The following is a 22,383-nucleotide window of genomic DNA, read 5'->3' on the forward strand; positions in this document are numbered from 1 at the left end:
AGCCGGGCCCGCTAGGGTTGAGGGGCGCCGGCACGTCCCGCCCGGCGGGGGCGGCGGGGACGGTTCGGGGAGGCCGGGCGCATCCGTCCGATCACACGTTCGCCCTGGTTAGGGTGCGGACGGCTCGGGAAGACACAGCCCACCGGCGGCGCAGCCCGGAAGGAGCGGGATCATCGACAGCGGCCCCGAAGCGACCCCCGGCGACGAGGAACCCGCGGAAACGGCGCGTCCCGCCGGGGGCGGCTGCCCCGAGGCCCGCCGGGAGAAGCTGCGCAGGCCGCTGCCGGAGGCCGTGCGGCAGGCGGTCGTGGAGGTCGCCGCCGAGGTGATCGGGGCACTGCCGGCCGACGACGTCCCCGCGCCGCTGCGCCCGTTCGCCCGGTTCGAGCGCCGCAAGCGCGCCAAGCTCGCCGGGCAGCACATCGCGGCGGCGCTGGAGAAGGACGACGGCTTCCGGCGCCGCGTCGCCGAGCCGCTGCGCGACGGGCAGGCCGACCTCGTGGCGGCGGTCGAGGGCCGCGACGTCCCGCCCGCCGCCGACCCGGTCCGGGTCGCGACGCTGGCCTACCTGCTGCGCCCCGAAGGCTGGACGGAGCTGGTCGAGTCCGCCAGAGAAGAGCTGGAACGCTCCGCCAGCGCCTCGGAGGAGGAGGCGGCCGAGCGGCGGGTCACCGCGCTGAAGGCGGAGCTGGCCGCCGCCCGCACCGCCCGCGCCGGGGAGCTGGACCGGCTGCGCGCCGAGCTGCGCGAGAGCAAGGCCGAGGTCGCGGAGCTGCGGCGCAAGCTGCACGAGGCGCGCACCAGGTTCCGCGCCGCGGAGGAGCGCGCCGCCGCGGCCGCGGCGGAGGCCGAGCGGTCGCTGGCCGCCGCGCGGGAGTCGACCGCCGCGTCCGAGAAGGAGCTGCGCAAGCTGCGCGCCCGCGCCGCCCAGGCCGAGGCCGCGGCGGAGGCCGCCAAGCGGGCCGCGCGGGAGGGCCGCAACGTCGAGGACGTCCGGCTGCGGATGCTGCTCGACACGCTGGTGGACGCGGCGCAGGGCGTCCGGCGGGAGCTGGCGCTGCCGTCCACGATCGAGCGTCCGGCGGACGCGGTCGGCGCGCTGGAGCCCGACCGGCAGGCGCACCGCGCGCTGCCGGGCCGGGCGCTGTCCGACAGCGACCCGCAGCTGCTGGACCGGCTGCTGACGCTGCCGCGCGTGCATCTCGTCGTGGACGGCTACAACGTCACCAAGACCGGGTACGGGGAGCTGCCGCTGTCGGACCAGCGCACCCGGCTGCTGTCGGGGCTCGGCGGGCTCGCCGCGCAGACCCGCGCCGAGGTGACGTGCGTGTTCGACGGCGCGGAGCTGGACGCGCCGGTCGCGATCTCGGCGCCGCGCGGCGTCCGGGTGCTGTTCAGCCGGCCGGGGCAGACCGCGGACGAGCTGATCGGCGAGCTGGTGCGGGCGGAGCCGCAGGGCCGCGCGGTCGTGGTGGTCTCCTCCGACCGGGAGGTGGCGGACGCGGCGCGGCGCGCGAACGCCCGGCCGTGCCCGTCCACGCTGCTGCTCCGGCGGCTCGGCCGGTCGTGAGCCAGACCGGCTCGTGAAGCGGCGGGCCATAAGGTGGCCATAAAGTCCTAATAAGGGAAGTCTCGCCCTCAGTGAGTCGCAAGTCACAGTAGGTGGACAATGTCCAAGGATGTCGATCAAAGAGTGACGTATCGGTTGTGACGGTTGTTGACCCTCGCTAATGTCGTCCGCTGACGTCGTGGACGAGAGGGGCGATACCGACCGTGGCCAAAGAACTCATCGGGGCACCGGAACAGCGGCGTGACCGTAGAGGCGGCTCGGCGATCAGCGGCATCTCCCGTCGCCTGGCGGCTATCACCTGCCTGGCCGTGACCGCCACCCTCGCATCTCCGCTGGTGGCCCCGGCCGCCGCCGACCCCAGGCCGACCAGGGCCCAGGCGGAGAAGAAGCTGACCCAGCTCAACGAGGAGATGGACAAGAAGGTCGAGCAGTACAACCAGAACCGCGAGAAGCTCAAGATCGCCAAGAAGAAGCTGGACGCCGCGACGAAGGCGAGCAAGCGCGAGGAGACGACCTTCGAGCAGCAGCGCTCCAAGATCGCCCAGATGGCGGCGGACGCGTACAAGAACGGCGAGTCGACGGACGTCACCGGCTTCGTCGGCAGCAGCGACCCGCAGGCCGTCCTCGACCAGGCGGCGGTCTTCTCGCACCTGTCGCAGGACCGCGCCTCCCAGCTCACCCAGTTCCTCGCCACCGCGCAGCGGCTGCGCCGCGAGCAGGCCGTGGCCAAGTCCGCCTACGACGAGGTGAAGTCCAAGTCGGACGAGCTGCAGAAGCAGAAGAAGGAACTGGACCAGAAGGTCAAGAAGCAGGAGGCGCTGGTCAGGCGGCTCGGCGGCGGCACGTCCTCCGGCGGCGGTGGCGGCGGTCGCAGCTACAACGGCCCCGCCAGCGGCTCGGCACGCGCGGCGCTCCAGTTCGCCTACGCCCAGATCGGCAAGCCGTACCAGTACGGCGCCGAGGGCCCCGGCACCTACGACTGCTCCGGCCTGACCATGAAGGCATGGGGGGCGGCGGGCGTCAGCATCACCCGCACCACCAACTCCCAGTACGCCGCCACCAGGCGGGTGGACAAGAGCGACCTGCAGCCCGGCGACCTGGTGTTCTTCAGCGGTCTCGGCCATGTCGGCATCTACGCGGGCAACGGGAAGATGGTCCACGCCCCGAGCACGGGCAAGAACGTCCAGGAAGTGAGCATCACCTCGGGCTACTACCTGAGCAACTACTACGGCGCCGGGCGTCCCTGACGTCCCGCTCCGCCCGCCGCTCGCGCGGCCGGACGGACCGTCTTCACCAACGGACCAGGCTTTGACCTGGTCCGTTGTTGATTTTGTGGGGGTTTGCCTTCTGTTGGGGCTTTGGTACCTTGTCACCACTCGCGGCGCCCTCCAGACGCCGTGGCCCCCGCGACGCCCACCAGGTGCCGCGGCCCGCGCGGCGCATTCCTCCGCCGCGTGACGGGCGGCGCGAGCCACGCGCCTCTCCCCTCCCGGCGGCGCGCTCCACGCGTCGCCCGCGGCACCGCGACGGTGCCGCGACGGTCTCACGCAGACCTCGCCCGACCCCAGCCGACGTGCGCACGCCCGCAGCGTGCATGGCGCTGAGAGCGCTGCCGCGGCGGCCCCGAGGGTCAGGCGCCGGACGGTCCCGGTGACGGGCCGCCGTCCGCACACAACATCAGGCGCCGCTCTTTCGCACGCGGGAGACAGGTCCCGCGCACGGGCCCCATATCGCCCCCAGGATCGCAGCGGCAGCGCCGAATCCGCCGACGCGCGGAACCGGGGACCCATAACCGCCGGAGTCCAGGGACCGTCCCTGGACGGCAATTCCCGGCGCCCGGGGTGAATCGGTGCGCCCTCCCGGAACGATCCGGTGAGAGCCCGCCGTAGGGCCACTTCCTCGCCCGAACCCGTCAGCTAACCCGGTAGGCGTCCGGAAGAGACGAAGGAGTGAAACCCGCAGCGTTACCTGGGCGTGGTCGCCCTCGTGCGACCACGCCCACCTCATCCCTGTGCGCTTCGCGCGGGCGATCCGCCCGCCGGAGTATCCCCATCCGACCGGCGCGCCCGCCCCCGGGCCGCCATCGCCGAGTCCGCGGACCGCCCTGCGCATGCGCGGCGGGACGCGGAGCCGGGGACCCACCTGTGTCCTTTCGGGGTGAATCGGCCTGCCCGCGTGCGGGCCGTAGGGCGGCTTCCACGCCCGAACCCGTCAGCTAACCCGGTAGGCGGCATGGAAGTCGAGGAGATCCCCCCGTGCCAGGCATCAACCGCAAGAAGACCCCGGGCAGGCACCGCAAGCCCAGCACCCGGACCATCACATGGCGGGCGACCGGCGGCGTCGTCGTCGGCGCCGCCGTCCTCGGCACCGCCGCGGCCACCGCGCACGCGTCGGTATTGCCGTTCGGGCCGCTGCCCGCCACGAACACGTCCTCCGAGATGGCGGCCACCGGGAAGGACGCGCGCGTGACCGCGTCCAAGGACCACAAGAAGGACGAGCCGAACCGCAGGAACAGCACCAGGAAGAACGCGACCGCCAAGGGCGGCGGTGCACCGGCGAAGCCGGCCGGAAAGGCGGCCGCGAAATCGCGGCCCACCGCCGCGGAGGCCATCAGGCTCGCCAGGTCGCAGGTGGGGATCGCGGAGAACGGCGGCGGCGAGACCAAGTTCCAGAAGTGGTACATGGGTACGTCCCGCGCGCAGGAGACGCTCGCACGCGACGGCGGCTCCCTCGGCGGCTACGGCGACGCGAACTGGTGCGACATGTTCATCTCCTGGATCGGCGAGCAGATCGGCTTCACCGACCAGATCGGCAGCGACGCCTGGACCGTCGCCCACGCCCGCTGGTTCCAGGCCAACGGCCGCTGGGGCACCGAGCCCAGGCCCGGCGCGATCGTCTTCTTCGCGTGGGACGGCCGCAAGTCCAGCGGCGCCATCCGGCACGTCGGCATGGTGATCAAGAAGGTCGACGACGACACGATCGAGGCCGTCGAGGGCAACACCGGCAACGCGGTCCGGATCAAGCAGCGCTCGAGCAGCGACATCGTCGGCTACGGATACCCCGACTACAAGTCGTGACGCCCGGCTCGCCGCCCCCGCGCCCTGCATAGGATCGCGCGCATGGAAGACGGCTCCGGCGCGGACGACGCCCCCGGCGGCCCCGGCGGCCCCGTCACGCGGCGCAGGGCATTGGCCCTCGGCGTGGGCGGGGCCGGGGTGCTTCTCGGCGGCGTCACGGGCCTCCTCGCCACTCGCTCCGGCCGCGAAGAGACGCCCCCGAGCCACGAGACCAGAGCAATGGGCCGGTACGAGGCCGGTGACGCGGCGGCCGTCCTCGGCAACCGCGCGCGGGCCGTGAAGTCCGGTGACCGGACGGCCTTCCTCGCGACGGTAGGCTCCGCGCCCGCCGCGTTCCAGGCCGCCCAGTCCCGCCTCTACGACAACCTCCGCAAGCTCCCCCTGCACGGTTGGCGCGAACAGGTCGTGACCGTCCAGGCCGCGGACGCGGAGAGCGGCGCCACGGTCGTCCGCGTCAATGTGCGCTACAGGCTGCGCGGTTTCGACCGAGGCGACGTGGTCCGCACCGGGTACCTGGCCCTGGCCCAGCGCTCCGGCACCTGGACGATCGTCGGCGACGGCTCGTCCCACGGTTTCCACGACGACGCCGAGATCTGGGCCGGCGGCCCCCTGTCGGTCGTCGGGGGCCGCGCGAGCCTCGTCATCGGGGACGCCACCGGCCTCGGCGAGATCGCGAGACGCCTGGACGAGGCAGTGCCGGTCGTCAGCGACGTCGCGGGCACGGGATGGGCGCGGCGGGCCGTCGCGCTCGTGCCCGCCGGCGCCGCCCTCGCGTCCGCGCTCGCCGGTCCCGGGCAGCGCCTCGACGAGATCGCCGCGCTCGCGACCATCGTCCCGCCCGCCGGCGGGGGCCGGGGTCCGGGCGGCGACCGCGTCATCGTCTCCCCCGGCACCTTCGGCCGACTGAACGACGTCGGGCGCGACGTCGTCCTCACCCACGAGCTGACGCACGTCGCGACCGGCGCCGCCCGCGACCGCAGGACGCCGGGGTGGCTCGTCGAGGGCTTCGCCGACTATGTCGCCTATCGCGGGTCGAAGATCGGGGTCCGGGCCGCGGCGGGCGAGCTGCGCCGCGAGGTGGCGGCGGGGCGGATCCCGTCCGCGCTGCCCGCCTCGGGCGCGTTCGCCGGCGGCTCGGCGCGCCTCAGCCAGGCCTACCAGGAGGCCTGGCTCGCCTGCCGGATGATCGCCGACCGGTACGGTGAGGCGACGCTCGTGCGGCTCTACCGGACCGCCGGGCGCGTCCCGGAGGCCACCGCGCTGCGGGAGGTGCTGGGTCTCACCCGGGCGGGCTTCACCGCCCGATGGCGCGACTACCTGAAGAAGGAGCTCACGTGAGGGAGCGAACGGCCGGCGGAATGCGGACGCCGCGGATCGCCGCCGCCGTCGCCGCCGGGGTGCTGTTCGCCGCCGTCGCGGCCGTCCTCGCCCTGACGACGCCCTGGAACCCGCTGCCCGGCACCGTGCCCGGCGGGCGCGTGGAACGCGATCCGGCGCTCGACTTCTCCCCGTCCGAGATCGCCCGGTCCAGGGCGTTCGACTCGGCCCTCACCCCGCCCGCCTACACGGGCCTCCTCGCCGGCCTGCTCCTGATCTTCGCGCTGGGCTTCACGCCGCTCGGCGCGCGGTTCATCGGCTGGGTCACCGCCCGCACCCGCCGCCGATTCCTCCGGATCGTCCTCGCGACCCTGGCGCTGACGGCGCTGCTGCGCGCCGCCGGGCTGCCGTTCGACATCTGGAGCGAGTCGGTGCTGCGCCGGTACGGGCTGTCGACGCAGTCCTGGCCCGCGTGGCTCACGGACCAGCTCAAGTCCCTCGCCGTCACCTGGGTCATCTACACGATCGCGCTGCTGCTCCTGTACGCGGTCGTGCGTCGCTTCCCGCGCTACTGGTGGACGGGCGCCGCCACGGGCGGCTTCCTCCTCGTCGTCCTGGTGTCGTTCATCTACCCGATCGCCGTCGAGCCGGTGTTCAACAAGTTCCACTCGCTGCGGCAGGGGCCGCTGCGCACCGAGCTGCTGGCGATGGCCGAGCGGGACGGCGTGCCCGTCGAGGACGTGCTCGTCGCCGACGCGTCCCGCCGGACGACGTCGCTGAACGCCTACGTCTCCGGGTTCGGGTCGACGCGCCGCATTGTCCTGTACGACACGCTGCTGAGGTCGCCGCCCGCCCGGGTCAAGTCGATCGTCGCGCACGAGCTCGGCCACGCCAAGCGCGACGACGTCCTGTACGGGACGCTCGTGGGCGCGCTCGGCATCGCCGGGGCGATCTGCCTGCTGTACCTCCTGATGACCTCCCCGCGGCTCCTGCGCCGGGCCGGGGTCGCCCCCACCGGCCCGCCCGAGGACCGCTCGGGCGGGGCGGCGGATCCGCGGTCGATCGCGCTGGTCCTCGCGCTGGTGGCGGCCGGGACGCAGCTCGGCGCCCCGGCCCAGAACCTCGTCAGCCGCCGGATCGAGGCCCGCGCGGACGCGCACGCGCTGAACCTCACCCGCGACCCGGCGACGTTCGTGTCGATGCAGCACGAGCTGTCGGTGCGCAACATCTCCGACCTGAACCCCGACGCGATGGAGTACCTGCTCTGGCTGACGCACCCGCCGGGCCCCGACCGGATCGCCATGGCCCGCACCTGGGCGCGACTGCATCACGTCCCAGAGCCGCCTCCGCTGCGCTAGCCCAGCGGCCGGGCCCGGGTCAGTCGCTCTCGGCGCGCGGCTTGTCCGGACGCTGCGCGCCCTGCTGCTGTGCCGAAAGCGTCGCGGCGTCCGCGCGCGGCGCCGTCGTCACCGACCGCTGCAGCGCGCTGCCCTTCACCCACTCGTTCCAGTTCATCTGCCAGAAGCCCCAGCCGTTGTCCGGTTCGAGCTCCCGGTCCGAGCCGGTCACCGTCACCACGTCGCCGCGCTGGGCTAGGCCGTAGAACCACTTCGCGTTGGACGGGCTGATGTTGATGCAGCCGTGGCTGACGTTCGCGCTGCCCTGGCTGCCGACCGACCACGGCGCGCTGTGCACGTACTCGCCGCTCTCGGAGATCCGCACGGACTTGTACACGGTGAGGCTGTAACCGCCGGGGCTTCCGGGGCTGACCCCCATCCAGTCGGACGTCATGACGGTGGGGTCTTCCTTGGCCATCGTCAGGTGGACGCCGTTGGTGGTCGTGTACTTCTCCGTTCCGCCCCTGCCCATGCTGGTCGGGATGGTGCGGACCTTCTTGCCGTTGACCTTCACCACCATCTTGTGGCTGTCCTCGCCCGCCGTGGAGATGTGCGAGTCGCCGACCTTGAAGTCGACGGCATAGTTCTTGCCGCCGTACACGTCCCCGCCGGTGCGGACACCGCTCAGGTGGGCCTGGAAGCTCACCTTGGTCTGGGCGGGCCAGTACTGCCTGGTCCGGAAGACGACCTCCTGGTCGCCGAACCAGTGCCAGGCGCCCTCGACGGTCTTGTCGGCGCGCACCTCCAGCGCCTGCTCGACCGCCTTCCTGTCCTGCACCGGCCGCTCGAACTGCATGATGATCGGGATGCCGACGCCGACCGTCTCCTGGTCGTAGGGCGCCTCGATCGTCACCTTGTTCGTCTTCGCGACCTTGGCGGTGGTGAAGCGGCTGCTGACCGTCTCGGTCCTGCCGTCCTCGCCGACCGCCGTCGCGCCGACCGTGTACGTCGCGCCCGGTTCGAGCGTCCAGCGCGACCGCCATCGCGTCCGGTCGGCGTTCAGGTCGCCCTCCACCTGCCCGCGGCCGGACGTCACGGTCACGTTCGCGATGCTGCCGCGGTACGCCTGGACGGCGATGGGGCTGTCCGGCCTGAGCTGCCCCCCGCCGCCCGCCGGCGACACCGTGAGCTCCACGGCGTCCCGGCCGTCCGCCTCGCCGCCGCCCGTGCACGCCGCGGCGCCCGCGACCATGCCGGCGCCGATGAGCACGGCCGCCGTCCGCCGCCCCCGGTCTCCCGGTCCTGAGCCACCCACCCGCATGTGGTCCCCCCGGTCGTCCTACTGGGCGATCGATCCGCCTCCCCAGCCACGTCGCTGGAACGGCGCCCAGTATGTGAAAGGGCCGGTACCCGAAAAAATCGGACACCGGCCCCTCATGGGGTTCTTTTACTGGTCAATGGGCGAAACTGATCAATGGGCGAAATGACCCCGGTAGTACTCGAAGACCAGGCCGATCGTCGACAGCAGCATCGCGGCGGCGCCGAGGATGACCAGCCACCAGCCGAACACGATGCCGAGCGAGATGGCCGCGGCCGACAGCCCGACGTACAGCGGCCACCAGCTGTGCGGGCTGAAGAAGCCCAGCTCGCCGGCCGCGTCCGCGATGTTCCCCTCGGGGTCGTCCTCGTACAGCGGGCCGCCGTTGGCGGCCTCGAGGCGCCGGACGGTGAAGTGGATGTAGAACCCGATGAGCCCGGCGAGCCCGACCGAGATCCCCAGCGCCGTCGTGCCCGTCCAGTCCTTCGACCAGAGCCAGTACACGATGTCGGTCGCCAGGAAGAACAGCGCGGACCCGTAGAACATGAACGCCTGGACGCGCATCGGCTACTCCCCCTTCGCCCCGGCCAGCTCGCCCTTGGCGCCCACATGCGGGTGGTGCAGGTCGAACGCCGGCCGCTCGGAACGGATCTTCGGAATCGAGTTGAAGTTGTGCCGCGGCGGCGGGCACGACGTCGCCCACTCCAGCGACGCGCCGTAGCCCCACGGGTCGTCGACCTCGACGCGCTTGCCCCGCTTCCACGTGATGTACACGTTGTAGAAGAACGGCAGCATGGACGCCCCGAGGACGAACGAGAAGATGCTGGAGACCTCGTTCAGGCCCGCGAACTCGTCGGCGTAGTCGGCGTACCGGCGGGGCATGCCCGCCGCGCCCAGCCAGTGCTGGACGAGGAACGTGCCGTGGAAGCCGATGAACAGCAGCCAGAAGTGGACCTTGCCGAGGAAGTCGTTCAGCATCTTGCCGGTCCACTTCGGCCACCAGAAGTAGAAGCCCGCGAACATCGCGAACACCACGGTGCCGAACACGACGTAGTGGAAGTGCGCCACCACGAAGTAGGAGTCGGAGAGCTGGAAGTCCATCGGCGGCGACGCCAGGATGACGCCGGTGAGCCCGCCGAACAGGAACGTCACGAGGAAGCCGAGCGACCACAGCATCGGCGACTCGAAGGTCAGTTGCCCTCGCCAGATCGTCCCGACCCAGTTGAAGAACTTCACCCCCGTGGGCACGGCGATGAGGAACGACATGAACGAGAAGAACGGCAGCAGCACCTGGCCGGTGACGAACATGTGGTGCGCCCACACGGTGATGGACAGGCCCGTGATGCTGATGGTCGCGAACACCAGCCCGATGTAGCCGAAGACCGGCTTCCGGCTGAACACCGGGAGGATCTCCGTCACGATGCCGAAGAAGGGCAACGCGATGATATAGACCTCCGGATGCCCGAAGAACCAGAACAGGTGCTGCCATAGCAGCGCGCCGCCGTGCGAGGCGTCGAAGATGTGCGCGCCGAGCTTGCGGTCGGCCTCCAGCGCCAGCAGCGCCGCGGCGAGGACCGGGAACGCGATCAGCACCAGGATGGAGGTCAGCAGGACGTTCCACGTGAAGATCGGCATCCGGAACATCGTCATGCCGGGCGCGCGCATGCACAGGATCGTGGTGATGAAGTTGACGGCGCCCATGATGGTGCCGAACCCGGACATCGCCAGGCCCATCACCCACATGTCGCCGCCGATGCCCGGCGAGCGGACCGCGTCCGACAGCGGGGCGTAGGCGAACCAGCCGAAGCTGGCCGCGCCGCCCGGGGTCAGGAAGCCCGCGATGACGATGAGGCTGCCGAACAGGAACAGCCAGTACGCCAGCATGTTCATCCGCGGGAACGCCACGTCCGGCGCGCCGATCTGCAGCGGCATGATGACGTTGGTGAAGCCCGCGAACAGCGGCGTCGCGAACATCAGCAGCATGATCGTGCCGTGCATGGTGAACAGCTGGTTGAACTGCTCGTTGCTGACGACCTGCATGCCCGGCTCGAACAGCTCCGCGCGCATCACCAGCGCGAGGACGCCGCCGAACAGGAACATGAAGAACGAGGTGATCAGGTAGAGGTAGCCGATCACCTTGTGGTCGGTGGACGACATCCAGGACGCGAGGATGCGGCCCTTGGACGTGCGGGGCCCGGCCGGCGTCGCGGTGGGCGCGTGGCTGGTCGCGGTCACTTGGCACCCCCCGCGGCCAGCGCGGCCTTGGAGCCGGCGATGAACTTGGCGTACTCCTGCGGCGTCACGACCCTGAGCTGGAACAGCATCCGGCTGTGGTCGACACCGCAGAGCTCGGCGCAGCGGCCCTCGTACACGCCGGTCTTGGTCGCCGTGAACTCGAACTCGTTGTCGTAGCCGGGCATGACGTCCTTCTTGTAGATCAGCGCCGGGACCCAGAACGAGTGGATGACGTCGTTGGAGTGCAGGCGGACACGAATCTTCTGGCCCGTGGGGATCGTCATCACCGGCTTGGCGGGCGCGGGCCCGTTCGGCGCGACGGGCTGGCCGATGACGCGTGCGACGAGCTGCTCCTTGCCCGTGGCGTCCTTCTCCTTGTAGTCGAACTGCCAGCTCCACTGGAACCCGGTCACGTCCACGACGACCGCGGGGTTGGCGGAGGTCTTCTCGACGTAGTTCTCGTCCCGGGCGGTGAAGTAGAACAGGACCGCGATGATGACGAACGGGACCGCCGTGTAGAGGATCTCGATCGGCATGTTGTAGCGGACCTGCGGCGGCAGGTCGTCGGAGCGCTTGCGGTGGAACAGCACCGCCCAGATGATCAGCCCCCAGACGACGGCCCCGACCGCGAACGCCGCGATCCAGGAGCCCTGCCACAGGTGCAGCATGCGCTCGCCCTGCTCGCTGATCGGCTCGGGCATGCCGAGGCGGCTGCCGCTGCACCCGGTGGCTGACAGTGCCAGCAGCCCCAGCGCGCCGGCGCCTTTCAATGCGCGGCGACTGCGCACAGGCGTACGCCGCTCCCTAGAGCGGGTCGGACTCACGGAATGCCTTCCCCACGGATGAAAGCCCGGTCGGCCGGGCGGAGAGATCAGTTGTCACACGTGCGATGGACACACTAGCGCGAGGGTCGCGCCAACCCCCGATCGGGTGCCGGGTTAGTGTTTCGGCGTGGCCGAACCGAGCGTGCAGGGCGCCTACTTCGACGCGGCGTCCGCCGAGCCGCCGCACCCGGCGGCCCGGTCGGCCCTTCTTGAGGCCTTCGACGCCGGGTGGGCCGACCCGGCCCGGCTGTACGGGACGGCGCGCGGCGCCCGCAGGCTGCTCGACCAGGCCCGCGCGCGGGTCGCGGGCGTCCTCGGCGCTCGCGCTGACGAGGTGTCGTTCACCTCGTCGGGCACGCAGGCGGTGCACCTGGCCGTGCTCGGCGGGCTCCGGGCGCGCCATCGGGTCGGGCGGCACCTGGTGGTGAGCGCGGTGGAGCACTCAAGCGTCCTGCACGCCGCCGAGGCGCACGAGCGCGACGGCGGCGAGGTGAGCGTCGTCGGCGTCGACCGGGCGGGCCGCGTCGATCCGGCCGAGTTCGCGGCGGCGCTGCGTCCGGGCACCGCGCTCGCGTGCCTGCAGTCGGCCAACCACGAGGTCGGGACCGTCCAGCCCGTCGCCGAGGCGGCGGAGGCGTGCCGGGCCGCCGGGGTCCCGCTGCTGGTCGACGCGGCGCAGTCGCTCGGCCGGATGGACGTCCCCGGCGGCTGGTCCTTCCTCGCCGGCAGCGCGCACAAGTGGGGCGGGCCCTCGGGGGTCGGGGTGTTCGCCGTCCGGAAGGGCACGCGGTGGCGTTCCCCGCTGCCGGACGACGAGCGGGAGCAGCGCCGCGTGCCGGGGTTCGAGAACGTCCCCGGCATCGTGGCGGCCGCCGCGGCGCTGGAGGCGTTCCGCACGGACATGGCGGCGGACGCGGCGCGCCTCTCCTCCCTGGTGGACCGCATCCGCGCGGAGGTGCCGCGGGCCGTCCCCGACGTCGAGGTCGTGGGCGACCCCGTCCGGCGGCTGCCGCACCTGGTGACGTTCTCGTGCCTGTACGTGGAGGGCGAGGCGTTGCTGACCGAACTAGACAAACTGGGATTCGCCGTTTCCTCCGGAAGTTCGTGTACGGCGGATACGCTGCGTCCCAGTCATGTGCTGGAGGCGATGGGCGTGATTACCCACGGGAACGTGCGGGTATCGCTGCCGCGTGGCGTCCGTTCGGCGGACGTCGACCGGTTCCTGACCGTGCTGCCCGGCGCCGTCGACCGCCTCCGCCGCACGACACTTGATCACGTCGAGACAGGGAGGCGGTCGCGCCCATGAGGTTCCGAGGCCGCGCCAAGAGCGGGGCGTCCCGCGCGGACGCCGCGTCGCCGCCCGTCGCCGCCGCCGAGCCGGCGGGGCCGCCGCCCGTCCTGGTCATCGACGCGCTGGGCCGCAAGTGCCCGATCCCGATCATCATGCTGGCGGAGCGGATCCGCGAGGTCCCGGTCGGGCAGATCGTCGCCGTCCTCGCCGACGACGCCGCCGCCCGCACCGACGTGCCCGCCTGGTGCCGCATGAAGTCGCAGGACTTCGTCTGGGAGGAGACGCTCCAGCAGGGCGGCTGGGGCTTCCACATCCGCCGGACGTACTGAACGAGCACGCGGAAAGGGCCGCGCCGGTTCGGCGCGGCCCTTTCTGCGTGGCCTCGTTACGGGTTCGGGCAGGTGAGGTGGTCGGCGACGTCCGCGGCGGCGGCGGAGCCGTAGGCGGCCGCGAAGCGGTCGAGGAACGACTGGCGGGCCAGCGAGTACTCCTGCGGGCCGGCGGACTCGAGGGCGTGCGCGGCGATGGTGTGGCCGACCTGCGCGGCGCGTTCGAGCGGCAGCTCCCAGGCGAGCGCCGACAGGAACCCGGCGCGGAACGCGTCGCCGACGCCGGTCGGGTCGACGACGTTCTCGACGGGGACGGAGGGCACGTGCAGGCCCTCCTCGCCCTTGCGGTCGATGACGACGCCCTTGGCGCCGAGGGTGGTGATCCGGATGCCGACGCGGTCCAGGATCTCCTCGCCGGACCAGCCGGTCTTCTCCTCCGCGAGCGCCTTCTCGTACTCGTTGCTGAACAGGTACGCGGCGCCGTCGATGAGGCGGCGGACGTCGGGGCCCTCCATGCGGGCGAGCTGCTGGGACGGGTCGGCGGCGAACGGGATGCCGCGGGTGCGGCACTCGTCGGTGTGCCGCAGCATCGCCTCGGGGTCGTTCGGGCTGACGATCACGAGGTCGAGGCCGCCGACGCGGTCGGCGACGGGCTGCAGCTCGATGGAGCGTGCCTCGCTCATCGCGCCGGCGTAGAACGTCGCGATCTGGTTCTGGTCCTGGTCGGTGGTGCACAGGAACCGGGCCGTGTGGTGCAGCTCGGACACGTGCACTGAGTCGGTGTCGACCGCGTGCCGCTCGAGCCAGGAGCGGTAGTCGGCGAAGTCGTCGCCGACGGAGCCGACGAGGATCGACTCCTTGCCCAGGTTGCCCATCCCGAAGCAGATGTTGGCACCGATGCCGCCGCGGCGGATGTCCAGCTCGTCCACCAGGAAGGACAGCGACACCCGGTCCAGCTGGTCGGGCAGGAACTGGTCGGTGAATCTCCCTGGGAAGGTCATGAGGTGGTCGGTCGCAATGGAGCCAGTCACGGCGATGCGCACGGCGTCGCTCTCCTCGTCGTGGTCGTCCGGCTGTTCACCGGCTGTGTCGGACCCGGAAACAGTACTTTCCCATCGCACCACAGATTGACGCTGAAGCGCAGCCCGGGAGATGGCCAAGGGGACGCTAAAAGCGGACGCCAAAGGGCGGGCCGGGCATGCGTGCCCGGCCCGCCCTTCGATGCTCGTCGGGCGGCCCCGCTCAGTTGAAGGAGTCGCCGCAGGCGCAGGAGCCGGACGCGTTCGGGTTGTCGATCGTGAAGCCCTGCTTCTCGATCGAGTCCACGAAGTCGATGGTGGCGCCGGTGAGGTAGGGGGCGCTCATCCGGTCGACGCGCACGGCCAGGCCGTCGAAGTCCTGGATCTGGTCGCCGTCCATCTCCCGCTCGTCGAAGAAGAGCTGGTAGATCAGGCCGGAGCAGCCGCCCGGCTGCACGGCGACACGCAGCGCAAGGTCGTCGCGGCCCTCCTGCTCGAGCAGGCCTTTGGCCTTCTCGGCGGCGGCGTCGGTGAGGACGACGCCCTGCTGCGTGGTCTCCTGCGTGGTCTCGCCTGAAACCGTCATATGTTCAGCTCCCGGGTCTCGCTGCGCCGCGCGCGGCGGCGGGCTGTCGCTTGTCCTCCAGGACGTCTTACGCCCCTTCCCGTAGGACAACGTACCTCGCCATAGACCCATTCCGCTTCCCGGCCACGTCTAGTCCCGGTGCCGGTGCGTTCTACGTCACATCATCGGCGGCCCCCGGATGTGCCATCATTAGTCGTCAAAGCGACGATAAGCCCCGTCGCCGGAGGGAGATAGGCCATGACCACCCCGGTGCGCGACCTTCCGCTGCTGCTGCTCGGCAGTGCCGCCGACCCCGCCAGCGAGCGCGGCGTGGACTGTCCCGGCGAGCTGCCGCCGGCCTCCGACCCGGCGCTCGTCGAGCGTGCCCGCGCCGCCAAGGCCGCGCTCGGCGACCAGGTGTTCGTGCTCGGCCACCACTACCAGCGCGACGAGGTCATCCAGTTCGCGGACGTCACCGGCGACTCGTTCAAGCTGGCGCAGCAGGCGGCGGCCCGTCCCGAGGCGCCCTACATCGTGTTCTGCGGCGTCCACTTCATGGCGGAGTCGGCCGACATCCTCACCGCGGCCCACCAGCGGGTGATCCTGCCCGACCTCGGCGCGGGCTGCTCGATGGCGGACATGGCGACGTTCGACCAGGTCGAGGAGTGCTGGGACGTCCTGGAGGACGCGGGCGTCGCCGACGACGTGGTCCCTGTCACGTACATGAACTCCTCCGCCGACATCAAGGGCTTCGTCGGACGGCACGGCGGCGTGGTGTGCACCTCGTCCAACGCCAAGCGCGCCCTGGACTGGGCCTACGGGAAGGGCAAGAAGGTCCTGTTCCTGCCCGATCAGCACCTGGGGCGCAACACGGCCGTCCTGGAGATGGGCTTCTCCCTGGACGACTGCGTCGTCTACAGCCCGCACCGCCGCGAGGGCGGCCTCACGCCGCAGCAGCTCCGGGACGCCAAGATGATCCTCTGGCGCGGCCACTGCTCCGTGCACGGCCGGTTCACCAAGGAGTCGGTGGACGACGTGCGCGCACGCGTCCCCGGCGTGAACGTCCTCGTCCACCCGGAGTGCCGGCACGAGGTCGTCACGGCGGCCGACCAGATCGGCTCGACCGAGTACATCATCAAGACGATCGAGGCCGCGGAGCCCGGGTCGTCGTGGGCGGTGGGCACGGAGCTGAACCTCGTCCGGCGGCTCGCGAACGCCCACCCGGACAAGAACGTCATGTTCCTCGACAAGGCCGTCTGCTACTGCTCGACGATGAACCGCATCGACCTGCCGCACCTGGTGCTGTCGCTGGAGTCCCTCGCCGCCGGCCGGGTCGAGAACGTCATCGAGGTGGACAAGGACACCGCGCACCACGCCCGCGCGGCCCTCGACCAGATGCTCGCCCTCCCCTGAGGAGCTTCTACGCCAGGCCGGGGACGTCCCAGACGGGGAACCAGCGGCTCCTGTCGGGCTCGATGTCCAGTTCGCCGGCGAGCGCGTCGCGAGCGTTCGTCTCGACCGTGTTGTTGCGGCGCTGCTCCGCCGTCGCCTCGCCGGGCGGACGAGGCGCGAACGGGTAGAACGTCCCGCGGCCCGGCGAATGGACCAGGAAGAGCCGCTGGGGGCCGTCGTCCCGGCGGAAGCACACGGCCGAGCACAGCAGGTAGGGCCCGTATCCGGCGGCGGTCAGGGTGGAGTTGACCATGTGCAGGTCGGCGACGAGCCGGTCGAACGCGTCCGGCGGGCGCGTGACGTGCGCCCAGCCCCAGCCGTAGGGGTCCGCGCTCAGCCCGGTCTCGCGGCCGCCGTCCGCGCCCAGGAGGCGGGCGACGTCGCGCTGGACACGGCCGAACGCGCCGAACGCGCCGCCCTCGACGAGCCGGTGGCAGACGGCGCCCGCGCCGGTCGGAGCGAAACCGGTCGCGGCCTCCAATGCCGTCGCGGCGGCGGGCAGCGCGAACAGCCGGTCGAGGTCGGGCAGGCCAGGTGGCGCGGGACGGCCGAGCAGCCCGTCCAGGACGCCCACGTCAGCCGCCGCTCTCAAGCCGCCAGGAGATGACCGACAGCCGCTCCGTGCGCCGCTCCAGCGTCGGGTGGCTGGACAGCAGGGACTCCACGCCACCGCCGCGCACCGCGACCACGCACAGGCCGCTCACCGGCCGCAGTGCCCGCAGATCGTCGCGGGAGGCGTCCCGGATCACCTCGGTGACCTTGCCGAGGGCGGACGACAGGTCGCCGGGGCGGCCCGTCAGCACCGCGCCGGTGGCGTCGGCGCACAGCTCCCGGTGCCGGGACAGGGCGAGCCCGACGAGGGTGCCCGCCGCGTACAGGACCGCCGCCGCGATGCCGAGCGGCAGCAGGACGACCCCGAGGAGCAGGGCCGCCGCGCGTCCGGCGCCGTACCGGTCGCGGCCGGTGATCAGGTCCGTCCACCAGCCGAGGAACAGCCCGGCGCACAGGGCGGGGAAGGACGCGATCGCGGTGACGAGCACGTCCCGGTTGGCGACGTGCGCGATCTCGTGCGCCAGGACGGCGGCGAGCTCGGCCGGTTCGAGGCGGGCGCGGAGCCCGTCGGTGACGCACACGACCGCCGAGCCCGGTCCCGACCCGGCGGCGAAGGCGTTCGGCATGTCCAGCGCGGACACGGCCAGGCGCGGCTTCGGCAGGCCGGACGACATGCACAGCCGGTCGACGACGGCGTGCAGCTCGGGCTCCTCGCCGGGGGCGACCGGGCGGGCGTCCATCGCGTAGAGCGCCAGCCGGTCCGCGGCGCGGGCCGAGAGCACCGCGACGCCGATCGCGGCGGCCGCGGCCGCCGCGCCCCATATCGGACCGGCGAGGAACGCGGGCAGCACCGCCGCCGCGTACACGAGCGCGACCAGGACCGCCGTGGCGAACATCCGCCAGGTCAGCCCGGAGTCGGGAGCGTCACGGGAGGGCGCCATGTCCCGACATTACGCCGATCTTGGACGCCGTTCAGCGTCCGATGACGCACAGCCTGGTCACAGGCATGTCACAGGCCGGGGGCGCCCCAGAGGGGGAACCAGCGGCCGAGGTCGTCCTCGAAGGGGAGGTCGGCGCCTACCTCGCCGCGTACCTGGAGTTCTAGCGCGTTGTCGCGCTTGTCTCCGGGGAGAGGGGCGAAGGGGTAGAACGTGCCGCTCTTGTAGCGGTAGACGAGTGCCAGGCGCTGGCCGTCCGGGCCGCGGAAGCCGGCCAGCGAACAGAGCAGGTGGGGGCCGAACCCGCCGGACTCCAGCGTCGCGTTCACCGCGTGCAGGTCGGTGACGAGGTCGGGCAGCTCGTCCGGGCGGTGCGTGGCGAGCAGCCACGTGTAGCCGTAGGTGTCGGTGCTGATCTCGACCTTGGGGCCCTGGTCGGCGTCCAGCAGTTCCTGGACGTCGCGCTGGAGCCGCGCGAACGCGCCGCCCTCCGCCGCGCGGAAGCACACCGAGCCGAGGCCCGTCGGGACGAACCCCGTCGCGGCCTCCAGTGTGATCGCGGCGGTGGACAGCGCGAACAGCCGGTCGAGGTCGGGTTTGGCGGGCTTGGAGCGGCCGAGCAGGGTGTCCAGGAAGCCCATGGCTCAGGCTCCCCTGCTGAGCTGGTCGGAGATCTTCGAGAGCTGGGCGAGCCGCTTGTCGAGCGTCGGGTGGGTGGAGAACAGCGAGGAGACGCTGAAGCCCTTGCCGAGCGCCGGGGTGAAGAAGAACGCGTTGAACGCCTGCGCGGACCGCAGGTCGTTCGTCGGGATCCGCGCGATCTCGCCGTTGACCTTCGTCAGCGCGCTGGCCAGCGCGGACGGGCGGCCGGTGAGCAGCGCGGCGGCGCGGTCGGCGGACAGCTCGCGGTAGCGCGACAGCGCCCGGGTGAGCATGAAGCTGACCGCGTAGGCGAGCGCGCTCGCGGCGACCACGGCGAGCAGGATCAGGCCCGTGTTCTGGTCGTTGCTGCGGCGGCCGAACCCGCCGAACAGGCCGATCTGGAGGCCGACCCGGGTGATCAGGCCCGCGCAGATGCCGAGGAAGGACGCGATCGTCATGACCGCGACGTCCTTGTGCGCGACGTGCGCCATCTCGTGCGCGAGGACGCCCTCCAGCTCCACCGGGTCGAGCCGGCGCAGCAGCCCGGTGGTGACGCAGACGACGGCCTTCTTCTGGTTGCGTCCGGTGGCGAACGCGTTCGGCACGTCGGTGTCGGCGATCGCGACCTGCGGCTTCGGGGCGTCCGACAGCGCGCAGATCCGGTCGACGACGCCGTGCAGCTCAGGCGCCTCCTCCGGGGTGACGACCCGGCCGTGCATGGCGAACAGGGTCATCTTGTCGGAGAAGAAGTACTGGGCGAGCAGGAACGCCGCCGCCACGGCGAGCGCCACGAACGCCCACTGCGGCACGAACACGAAGAACGCCCCCACGGCGACGACGTAGACCAGCCCCAGCAGGAACATCGTCACGAGCATCCGCGAGGTGAGCCCCCGATCGGAGGCGTATCGCGTTCTGGCCATGCGGCCACCCCCTGTTTCCCGATGCGGTGTTTCATCTGTACAACGCATGGGACCCCCCGTTTGTGCCTGATCGTCCGGTTCACCGGGCGGTCGGCGCACCGCTCTCAGTCGGGGATCAGCCCCTCGTCCCCCAGCATCGAGCGCACCTCGTCGATGTGCGCGTCGGCGGGCGGGAGGATCAGCTCGGACGGTGCGAGGCTGTCGGCCGGCAGCGGCTTGCCCACCTTGCGGACGTTCTCCAGCAGCGCGTGCAGCGCGGCGCGGAAGCTCGTCTCGTCGCCCGACTCGATCGCCGACTCCAGCTCGGCGTCGAGCGCGTTGAGGGCCGACAGGTCTTCCGCGGCCACGTCCAGCTGGCCCTCGCCCATCAGGCGGACGATCACTGGGCACCCCCGGGCTTCTCCTGCCAGTTCACCTGGGGGGCCTGCTGGGGGGTGTCCTGCTGCTGGGGCTGGGCGGTCGGGGTGCCCTGGTTCAGTTCCTTCGGCGCGGGGGCCTGGCCGAGCTCGGCCTTCAGCTGCTCCAGTTCGAGGTCGACGCCGGGGCCGGAGCCCATCCGGTCGAGCTCGGCCTGGATGTCGTCCTTGGGGCCGGAGAAGTCTTCGAGGGCGCCGGAGGCCAGCAGCTCGTCGATCGCGCCGGCACGGGCCTTCATCGTGTCGGTCTTCTCCTCGGCGCGCTGGATCGCGAGGCCGACGTCGCCCATCTCCTCGGAGATGCCGGAGAACGCCTCGTTGATCTTGGTCTGCGCCTCGGCGGCGGTGTAGGTCGCCTTGATCGTCTCCTTGCGGGTGCGGAAGGAGTCGACCTTGGCCTGCAGCCGCTGGGAGGCGAGCGTCAGCTTCTCCTCCTCGCCCTGCAGCTGCTGGTACTGGCCGCGCAGGTCGTTCAGCTGGCTCTCCAGCCCGGCCCGGCGGGTCAGCGCCTCGCGGGCCAGGTCTTCGCGGCCGACCTGGAGCGCCTTCTTGCCCTGGTCGGTCAGCTTGGTCTGCTGCTGCTCCAGCTGGTTGATCTGCAGTTCAAGACGCTTGCGCGAAGTGGCGACGTCGGCGACCCCCCGACGGACCTTCTGCAGCATCTCCAGCTGGCGCTGGTAGGAGTAATCGAGGGTCTCCCGAGGATCTTCCATGCGGTCCAGGGCCCTGTTCGCCTTGGACTTGAAGATCATCGACATTCGCTTCATCACGCTCATCGCGCGGCGCCGGTCCCTTCGTGCTGTCGCCTCAGTCGTGAACTGGGCTCAATGACCACTGCTGGGGTTCTTATCACCCTACGCGTTAACGCGCGAGGCAGCCACGATGTTCGCAGCCGGTAGTCTGATCCCGTGTTCAAGCGTCGTACCCCGGAGGCCCCGGCGAATCCTCCTGAGGTAGTAAAGCCAGGAGGCAAGGGCCGTCCCACGCCCAAGCGCAAGGAAGCCGAAAAGCGCAACCGCCAGCCGATCACCGCCCCTTCCAACCGCAAGGAGGCGTACCGGAAGGTCAGGGAGCGCCAGGCGGCCGATCGCGCCAAGGCGCGCCAGGGCATGGCGAAGGGGGACGAGAAGCACCTGCTCAAGCGGGACAAGGGTCCCGTCCGCAAGCTCGCGCGCGACTACGTCGACTCGCGCCGTACGGTCGGCTCGTACCTGATGTACGCCATGTTCGCGATCGTGCTGCTGAGCATGCTCCCGATCCCGGTGGCCCGGCTGCTGGTGCTGTTCGCGCCGCCGCTGCTGCTCTTCGCCGTGTTCGCCGAGGGCCTGCTGCTGAGCCGCGGCATCAAGCGGCTGGCCGCCGAGCGGTACCCGGACGAGGACGCGAAGGGCGTCGGGCTGTACGCGGCGATGCGCGCCATGCAGATCCGCCGGCTCCGCGTGCCGAACCCGCAGGTCCGGATCGGCGAGAAGGAGAAGGTCTGACCGGGCCCGGGGGCCCCAGATCGTGAGATTCCCGATTCACGGCGGACTAGGGTCGTGACCATGGAGTTCCGATACCTGGGCCGGAGCGGTCTGAAGGTCAGCGAGATCGCGTACGGCAACTGGCTCACACACGGCTCCCAGGTCGAGGAGGACGCGGCCCGCGCGTGCGTGCGCGCCGCCCTCGACGAGGGGATCACCACCTTCGACACCGCGGACGTCTACGCGGGCACGCGCGCCGAGGAGGTCCTCGGGCGCGCGCTCAAGGGGCAGCGCCGCGAGGGGCTGGAGATCTTCACCAAGGTCTACTGGCCGACCGGTCCCGGCGTGAACGACCGGGGCCTGTCCCGCAAGCACATCGTCGAGTCGGTCAACGGGTCCCTCCGCCGGCTGGAGACCGACTACATCGACCTGTACCAGGCGCACCGGTTCGACCACGAGACGCCGCTCGAGGAGACGATGCGGGCGTTCGACGACCTCGTCCGGCAGGGCAAGGTCCTCTACGTCGGCGTGTCGGAGTGGCGGGCCGAGGAGATCGAGCGGGCCCTGAAGATCGCCGACGAGATGGGCTTCGACCGGATCATCTCCAACCAGCCGCAGTACTCGATGCTGTGGCGGGTCATCGAGGGCGAGATCGTCCCGCTGTGCGAGCGGGAGGGCGTCGGGCAGATCGTCTGGTCGCCGATCGGTCAGGGCGTCCTGACCGGCAAGTACAAGCCCGGGCAGCCGCTGCCCGCCGGGTCGCGCGCCACCGACGACAAGGGCGGCGCCGACATGATCAAGCGCTACATGAGCGACGACCTGCTGGCCAGGGTGCAGGAGCTGAAGCCGATCGCCGACGACCTCGGGCTGTCGATGGCGCAGCTCGCGATCGCCTGGACGCTGCAGAACCCGAACGTCGCGTCGGCGATCGTGGGCGCGTCCCGTCCGGAGCAGGTCGCCGACAACGCGAAGGCGGCGGGCGTGAAGCTGGACGAGGGCGTGCTGAAGCGGATCGACGACGTCCTCGACCCGGTCGTCATCCGCGACCCCGCCAAGACCGGAAGCCCGCCCCGGCGACCGTGACGGCCGCGTGAAAAGGGCCGCGGAGCGCTCGCTCC

Annotated in this window: 22 protein-coding genes and 2 riboswitches; of the genes, 10 read left to right on the forward strand and 12 right to left on the reverse strand. The window is 71.5% G+C overall.

The features are described 5' to 3' along the window. Positions 1-292 precede the first annotated feature (292 nt). The 5 genes from ACH34S_RS14855 to ACH34S_RS14875 all read left to right on the forward strand — a co-directional run bounded on the left by ACH34S_RS14855 (position 293) and on the right by ACH34S_RS14875 (position 7,322). The gene (locus tag ACH34S_RS14855) at positions 293-1,570 is read left to right on the forward strand and encodes an NYN domain-containing protein (protein ID WP_395953167.1); all 1,278 of its coding nucleotides are present in this window, start codon (positions 293-295) and stop codon (positions 1,568-1,570) included. 203 nt (positions 1,571-1,773) lie between these two features. Further along, a complete protein-coding gene (locus tag ACH34S_RS14860) occupies positions 1,774-2,817 on the forward strand; it encodes an NlpC/P60 family protein (RefSeq protein ID WP_395953168.1) in 1,044 nt (347 codons plus the stop codon). 497 nt (positions 2,818-3,314) lie between these two features. After that, positions 3,315-3,516: riboswitch (cyclic di-AMP (ydaO/yuaA leader) on the forward strand. Positions 3,517-3,644: 128 nt separating this feature from the next. Beyond that, positions 3,645-3,816, forward strand: a riboswitch (cyclic di-AMP (ydaO/yuaA leader). A 9-nt stretch (positions 3,817-3,825) separates the two neighbouring features. Then, entirely contained in the window at positions 3,826-4,647 is an 822-nt protein-coding gene (locus tag ACH34S_RS14865) for a CHAP domain-containing protein (RefSeq protein WP_395953169.1), read from the forward strand. A 42-nt stretch (positions 4,648-4,689) separates the two neighbouring features. Continuing rightward, a complete protein-coding gene (locus tag ACH34S_RS14870) occupies positions 4,690-5,985 on the forward strand; it encodes a hypothetical protein (protein ID WP_395953170.1) in 1,296 nt (431 codons plus the stop codon). Further along, on the forward strand, positions 5,982-7,322 hold the full coding sequence (locus tag ACH34S_RS14875; protein WP_395953171.1) for a M48 family metallopeptidase: 1,341 nt from the start codon (positions 5,982-5,984) through the stop codon (positions 7,320-7,322). Before ACH34S_RS14870 ends, ACH34S_RS14875 begins: the two co-directional genes overlap by 4 nt. A 19-nt stretch (positions 7,323-7,341) precedes the next feature. Here the strand turns inward: ACH34S_RS14875 and ACH34S_RS14880 are convergent, their stop codons facing one another. The 4 genes from ACH34S_RS14880 to coxB all read right to left on the reverse strand — a co-directional run bounded on the left by ACH34S_RS14880 (position 7,342) and on the right by coxB (position 11,642). Further along, positions 7,342-8,571: an Ig-like domain-containing protein gene (locus ACH34S_RS14880; RefSeq protein ID WP_395953172.1), complete on the reverse strand. Its 1,230-nt coding sequence runs from the start codon at positions 8,569-8,571 to the stop codon at positions 7,342-7,344. Between the two features lie 201 nt (positions 8,572-8,772). After that, positions 8,773-9,183, reverse strand: a complete 411-nt coding sequence (locus tag ACH34S_RS14885; protein WP_395953173.1) for a cytochrome c oxidase subunit 4 — start codon at positions 9,181-9,183, stop codon at positions 8,773-8,775. A gap of 3 nt (positions 9,184-9,186) precedes the next feature. Next, entirely contained in the window at positions 9,187-10,776 is a 1,590-nt protein-coding gene (gene ctaD / locus ACH34S_RS14890; RefSeq protein WP_395953337.1) for a cytochrome c oxidase subunit I, read from the reverse strand. A gap of 74 nt (positions 10,777-10,850) precedes the next feature. Beyond that, positions 10,851-11,642, reverse strand: a complete 792-nt coding sequence (gene coxB, locus ACH34S_RS14895; protein ID WP_395953174.1) for a cytochrome c oxidase subunit II — start codon at positions 11,640-11,642, stop codon at positions 10,851-10,853. A gap of 163 nt (positions 11,643-11,805) precedes the next feature. Here coxB and ACH34S_RS14900 point away from each other — a divergent pair, with 163 nt between their 5' ends. Next, positions 11,806-12,984, forward strand: a complete 1,179-nt coding sequence (locus tag ACH34S_RS14900; protein WP_395953176.1) for a cysteine desulfurase family protein — start codon at positions 11,806-11,808, stop codon at positions 12,982-12,984. Beyond that, positions 12,981-13,298 carry a sulfurtransferase TusA family protein gene (locus ACH34S_RS14905; RefSeq protein ID WP_395953177.1) on the forward strand — a complete coding sequence of 106 codons (318 nt, stop codon included), beginning with the start codon at positions 12,981-12,983 and terminating at the stop codon, positions 13,296-13,298. The genes ACH34S_RS14900 and ACH34S_RS14905 overlap by 4 nt, the downstream gene beginning before the upstream one ends. Positions 13,299-13,354: 56 nt before the next feature. On the opposite strand, the gene ACH34S_RS14910 is transcribed toward ACH34S_RS14905, so the two are convergent. After that, positions 13,355-14,341: a carbohydrate kinase family protein gene (locus tag ACH34S_RS14910; protein ID WP_395953338.1), complete on the reverse strand. Its 987-nt coding sequence runs from the start codon at positions 14,339-14,341 to the stop codon at positions 13,355-13,357. A gap of 199 nt (positions 14,342-14,540) precedes the next feature. Beyond that, positions 14,541-14,903: an iron-sulfur cluster assembly accessory protein gene (locus ACH34S_RS14915; RefSeq protein ID WP_131942422.1), complete on the reverse strand. Its 363-nt coding sequence runs from the start codon at positions 14,901-14,903 to the stop codon at positions 14,541-14,543. Positions 14,904-15,140: 237 nt separating this feature from the next. Between ACH34S_RS14915 and nadA the strand changes: the two genes are divergently transcribed. After that, positions 15,141-16,295 (forward strand): quinolinate synthase NadA, encoded by a 1,155-nt coding sequence (gene nadA / locus ACH34S_RS14920; RefSeq protein WP_395953178.1) that lies wholly within the window; start codon positions 15,141-15,143, stop codon positions 16,293-16,295. Between the two features lie 7 nt (positions 16,296-16,302). On the opposite strand, the gene ACH34S_RS14925 is transcribed toward nadA, so the two are convergent. From ACH34S_RS14925 to ACH34S_RS14950, 6 genes are all read right to left on the reverse strand, one after another. Next, positions 16,303-16,926, reverse strand: a complete 624-nt coding sequence (locus ACH34S_RS14925; RefSeq protein ID WP_395953179.1) for a hypothetical protein — start codon at positions 16,924-16,926, stop codon at positions 16,303-16,305. Then, on the reverse strand, positions 16,910-17,827 hold the full coding sequence (locus ACH34S_RS14930; RefSeq protein WP_395953180.1) for a M48 family metalloprotease: 918 nt from the start codon (positions 17,825-17,827) through the stop codon (positions 16,910-16,912). Before ACH34S_RS14930 ends, ACH34S_RS14925 begins: the two co-directional genes overlap by 17 nt. A 68-nt stretch (positions 17,828-17,895) precedes the next feature. Continuing rightward, entirely contained in the window at positions 17,896-18,465 is a 570-nt protein-coding gene (locus ACH34S_RS14935; protein ID WP_395953181.1) for a hypothetical protein, read from the reverse strand. A gap of 3 nt (positions 18,466-18,468) precedes the next feature. Beyond that, positions 18,469-19,386 (reverse strand): zinc metalloprotease HtpX, encoded by a 918-nt coding sequence (gene htpX, locus ACH34S_RS14940; protein ID WP_395953182.1) that lies wholly within the window; start codon positions 19,384-19,386, stop codon positions 18,469-18,471. Between the two features lie 104 nt (positions 19,387-19,490). Beyond that, positions 19,491-19,769, reverse strand: coding sequence for a hypothetical protein (locus tag ACH34S_RS14945; protein ID WP_395953183.1), 279 nt, complete (start codon positions 19,767-19,769; stop codon positions 19,491-19,493). Further along, positions 19,766-20,578: a PspA/IM30 family protein gene (locus ACH34S_RS14950; protein ID WP_207934748.1), complete on the reverse strand. Its 813-nt coding sequence runs from the start codon at positions 20,576-20,578 to the stop codon at positions 19,766-19,768. The genes ACH34S_RS14945 and ACH34S_RS14950 overlap by 4 nt, the downstream gene beginning before the upstream one ends. A 132-nt stretch (positions 20,579-20,710) precedes the next feature. On the opposite strand from ACH34S_RS14950, the gene ACH34S_RS14955 reads away from it, so the two are divergent. Both ACH34S_RS14955 and ACH34S_RS14960 read left to right on the forward strand, forming a co-directional pair. Beyond that, a complete protein-coding gene (locus ACH34S_RS14955; protein WP_395953184.1) occupies positions 20,711-21,286 on the forward strand; it encodes a DUF3043 domain-containing protein in 576 nt (191 codons plus the stop codon). Positions 21,287-21,346: 60 nt separating this feature from the next. Next, positions 21,347-22,348 (forward strand): aldo/keto reductase family protein, encoded by a 1,002-nt coding sequence (locus ACH34S_RS14960; protein ID WP_395953185.1) that lies wholly within the window; start codon positions 21,347-21,349, stop codon positions 22,346-22,348. Positions 22,349-22,383: the final 35 nt, after the last annotated feature.

Source organism: Actinomadura sp. 3N508, assembly GCF_044326375.1.
Classification (GTDB): Bacteria; Actinomycetota; Actinomycetes; order Streptosporangiales; family Streptosporangiaceae; genus Spirillospora.

What these genes read in the sequence shown, in the direction of transcription:
- ACH34S_RS14870 (WP_395953170.1), top strand. Translation starts at nt 4,690, where the DNA reads ATGGAAGACGGCTCCGGCGCGGACGACGCCCCCGGCGGCCCCGGCGGC.
- ACH34S_RS14885 (WP_395953173.1), bottom strand. Translation starts at nt 9,183, where the DNA reads ATGCGCGTCCAGGCGTTCATGTTCTACGGGTCCGCGCTGTTCTTCCTG.
- ctaD (WP_395953337.1), bottom strand. Translation starts at nt 10,776, where the DNA reads ATGTCGTCCACCGACCACAAGGTGATCGGCTACCTCTACCTGATCACC.
- ACH34S_RS14905 (WP_395953177.1), top strand. Translation starts at nt 12,981, where the DNA reads ATGAGGTTCCGAGGCCGCGCCAAGAGCGGGGCGTCCCGCGCGGACGCC.
- ACH34S_RS14915 (WP_131942422.1), bottom strand. Translation starts at nt 14,903, where the DNA reads ATGACGGTTTCAGGCGAGACCACGCAGGAGACCACGCAGCAGGGCGTC.
- nadA (WP_395953178.1), top strand. Translation starts at nt 15,141, where the DNA reads ATGACCACCCCGGTGCGCGACCTTCCGCTGCTGCTGCTCGGCAGTGCC.
- ACH34S_RS14930 (WP_395953180.1), bottom strand. Translation starts at nt 17,827, where the DNA reads ATGGCGCCCTCCCGTGACGCTCCCGACTCCGGGCTGACCTGGCGGATG.
- ACH34S_RS14935 (WP_395953181.1), bottom strand. Translation starts at nt 18,465, where the DNA reads ATGGGCTTCCTGGACACCCTGCTCGGCCGCTCCAAGCCCGCCAAACCC.
- htpX (WP_395953182.1), bottom strand. Translation starts at nt 19,386, where the DNA reads ATGGCCAGAACGCGATACGCCTCCGATCGGGGGCTCACCTCGCGGATG.
- ACH34S_RS14950 (WP_207934748.1), bottom strand. Translation starts at nt 20,578, where the DNA reads ATGAGCGTGATGAAGCGAATGTCGATGATCTTCAAGTCCAAGGCGAAC.
- ACH34S_RS14960 (WP_395953185.1), top strand. Translation starts at nt 21,347, where the DNA reads ATGGAGTTCCGATACCTGGGCCGGAGCGGTCTGAAGGTCAGCGAGATC.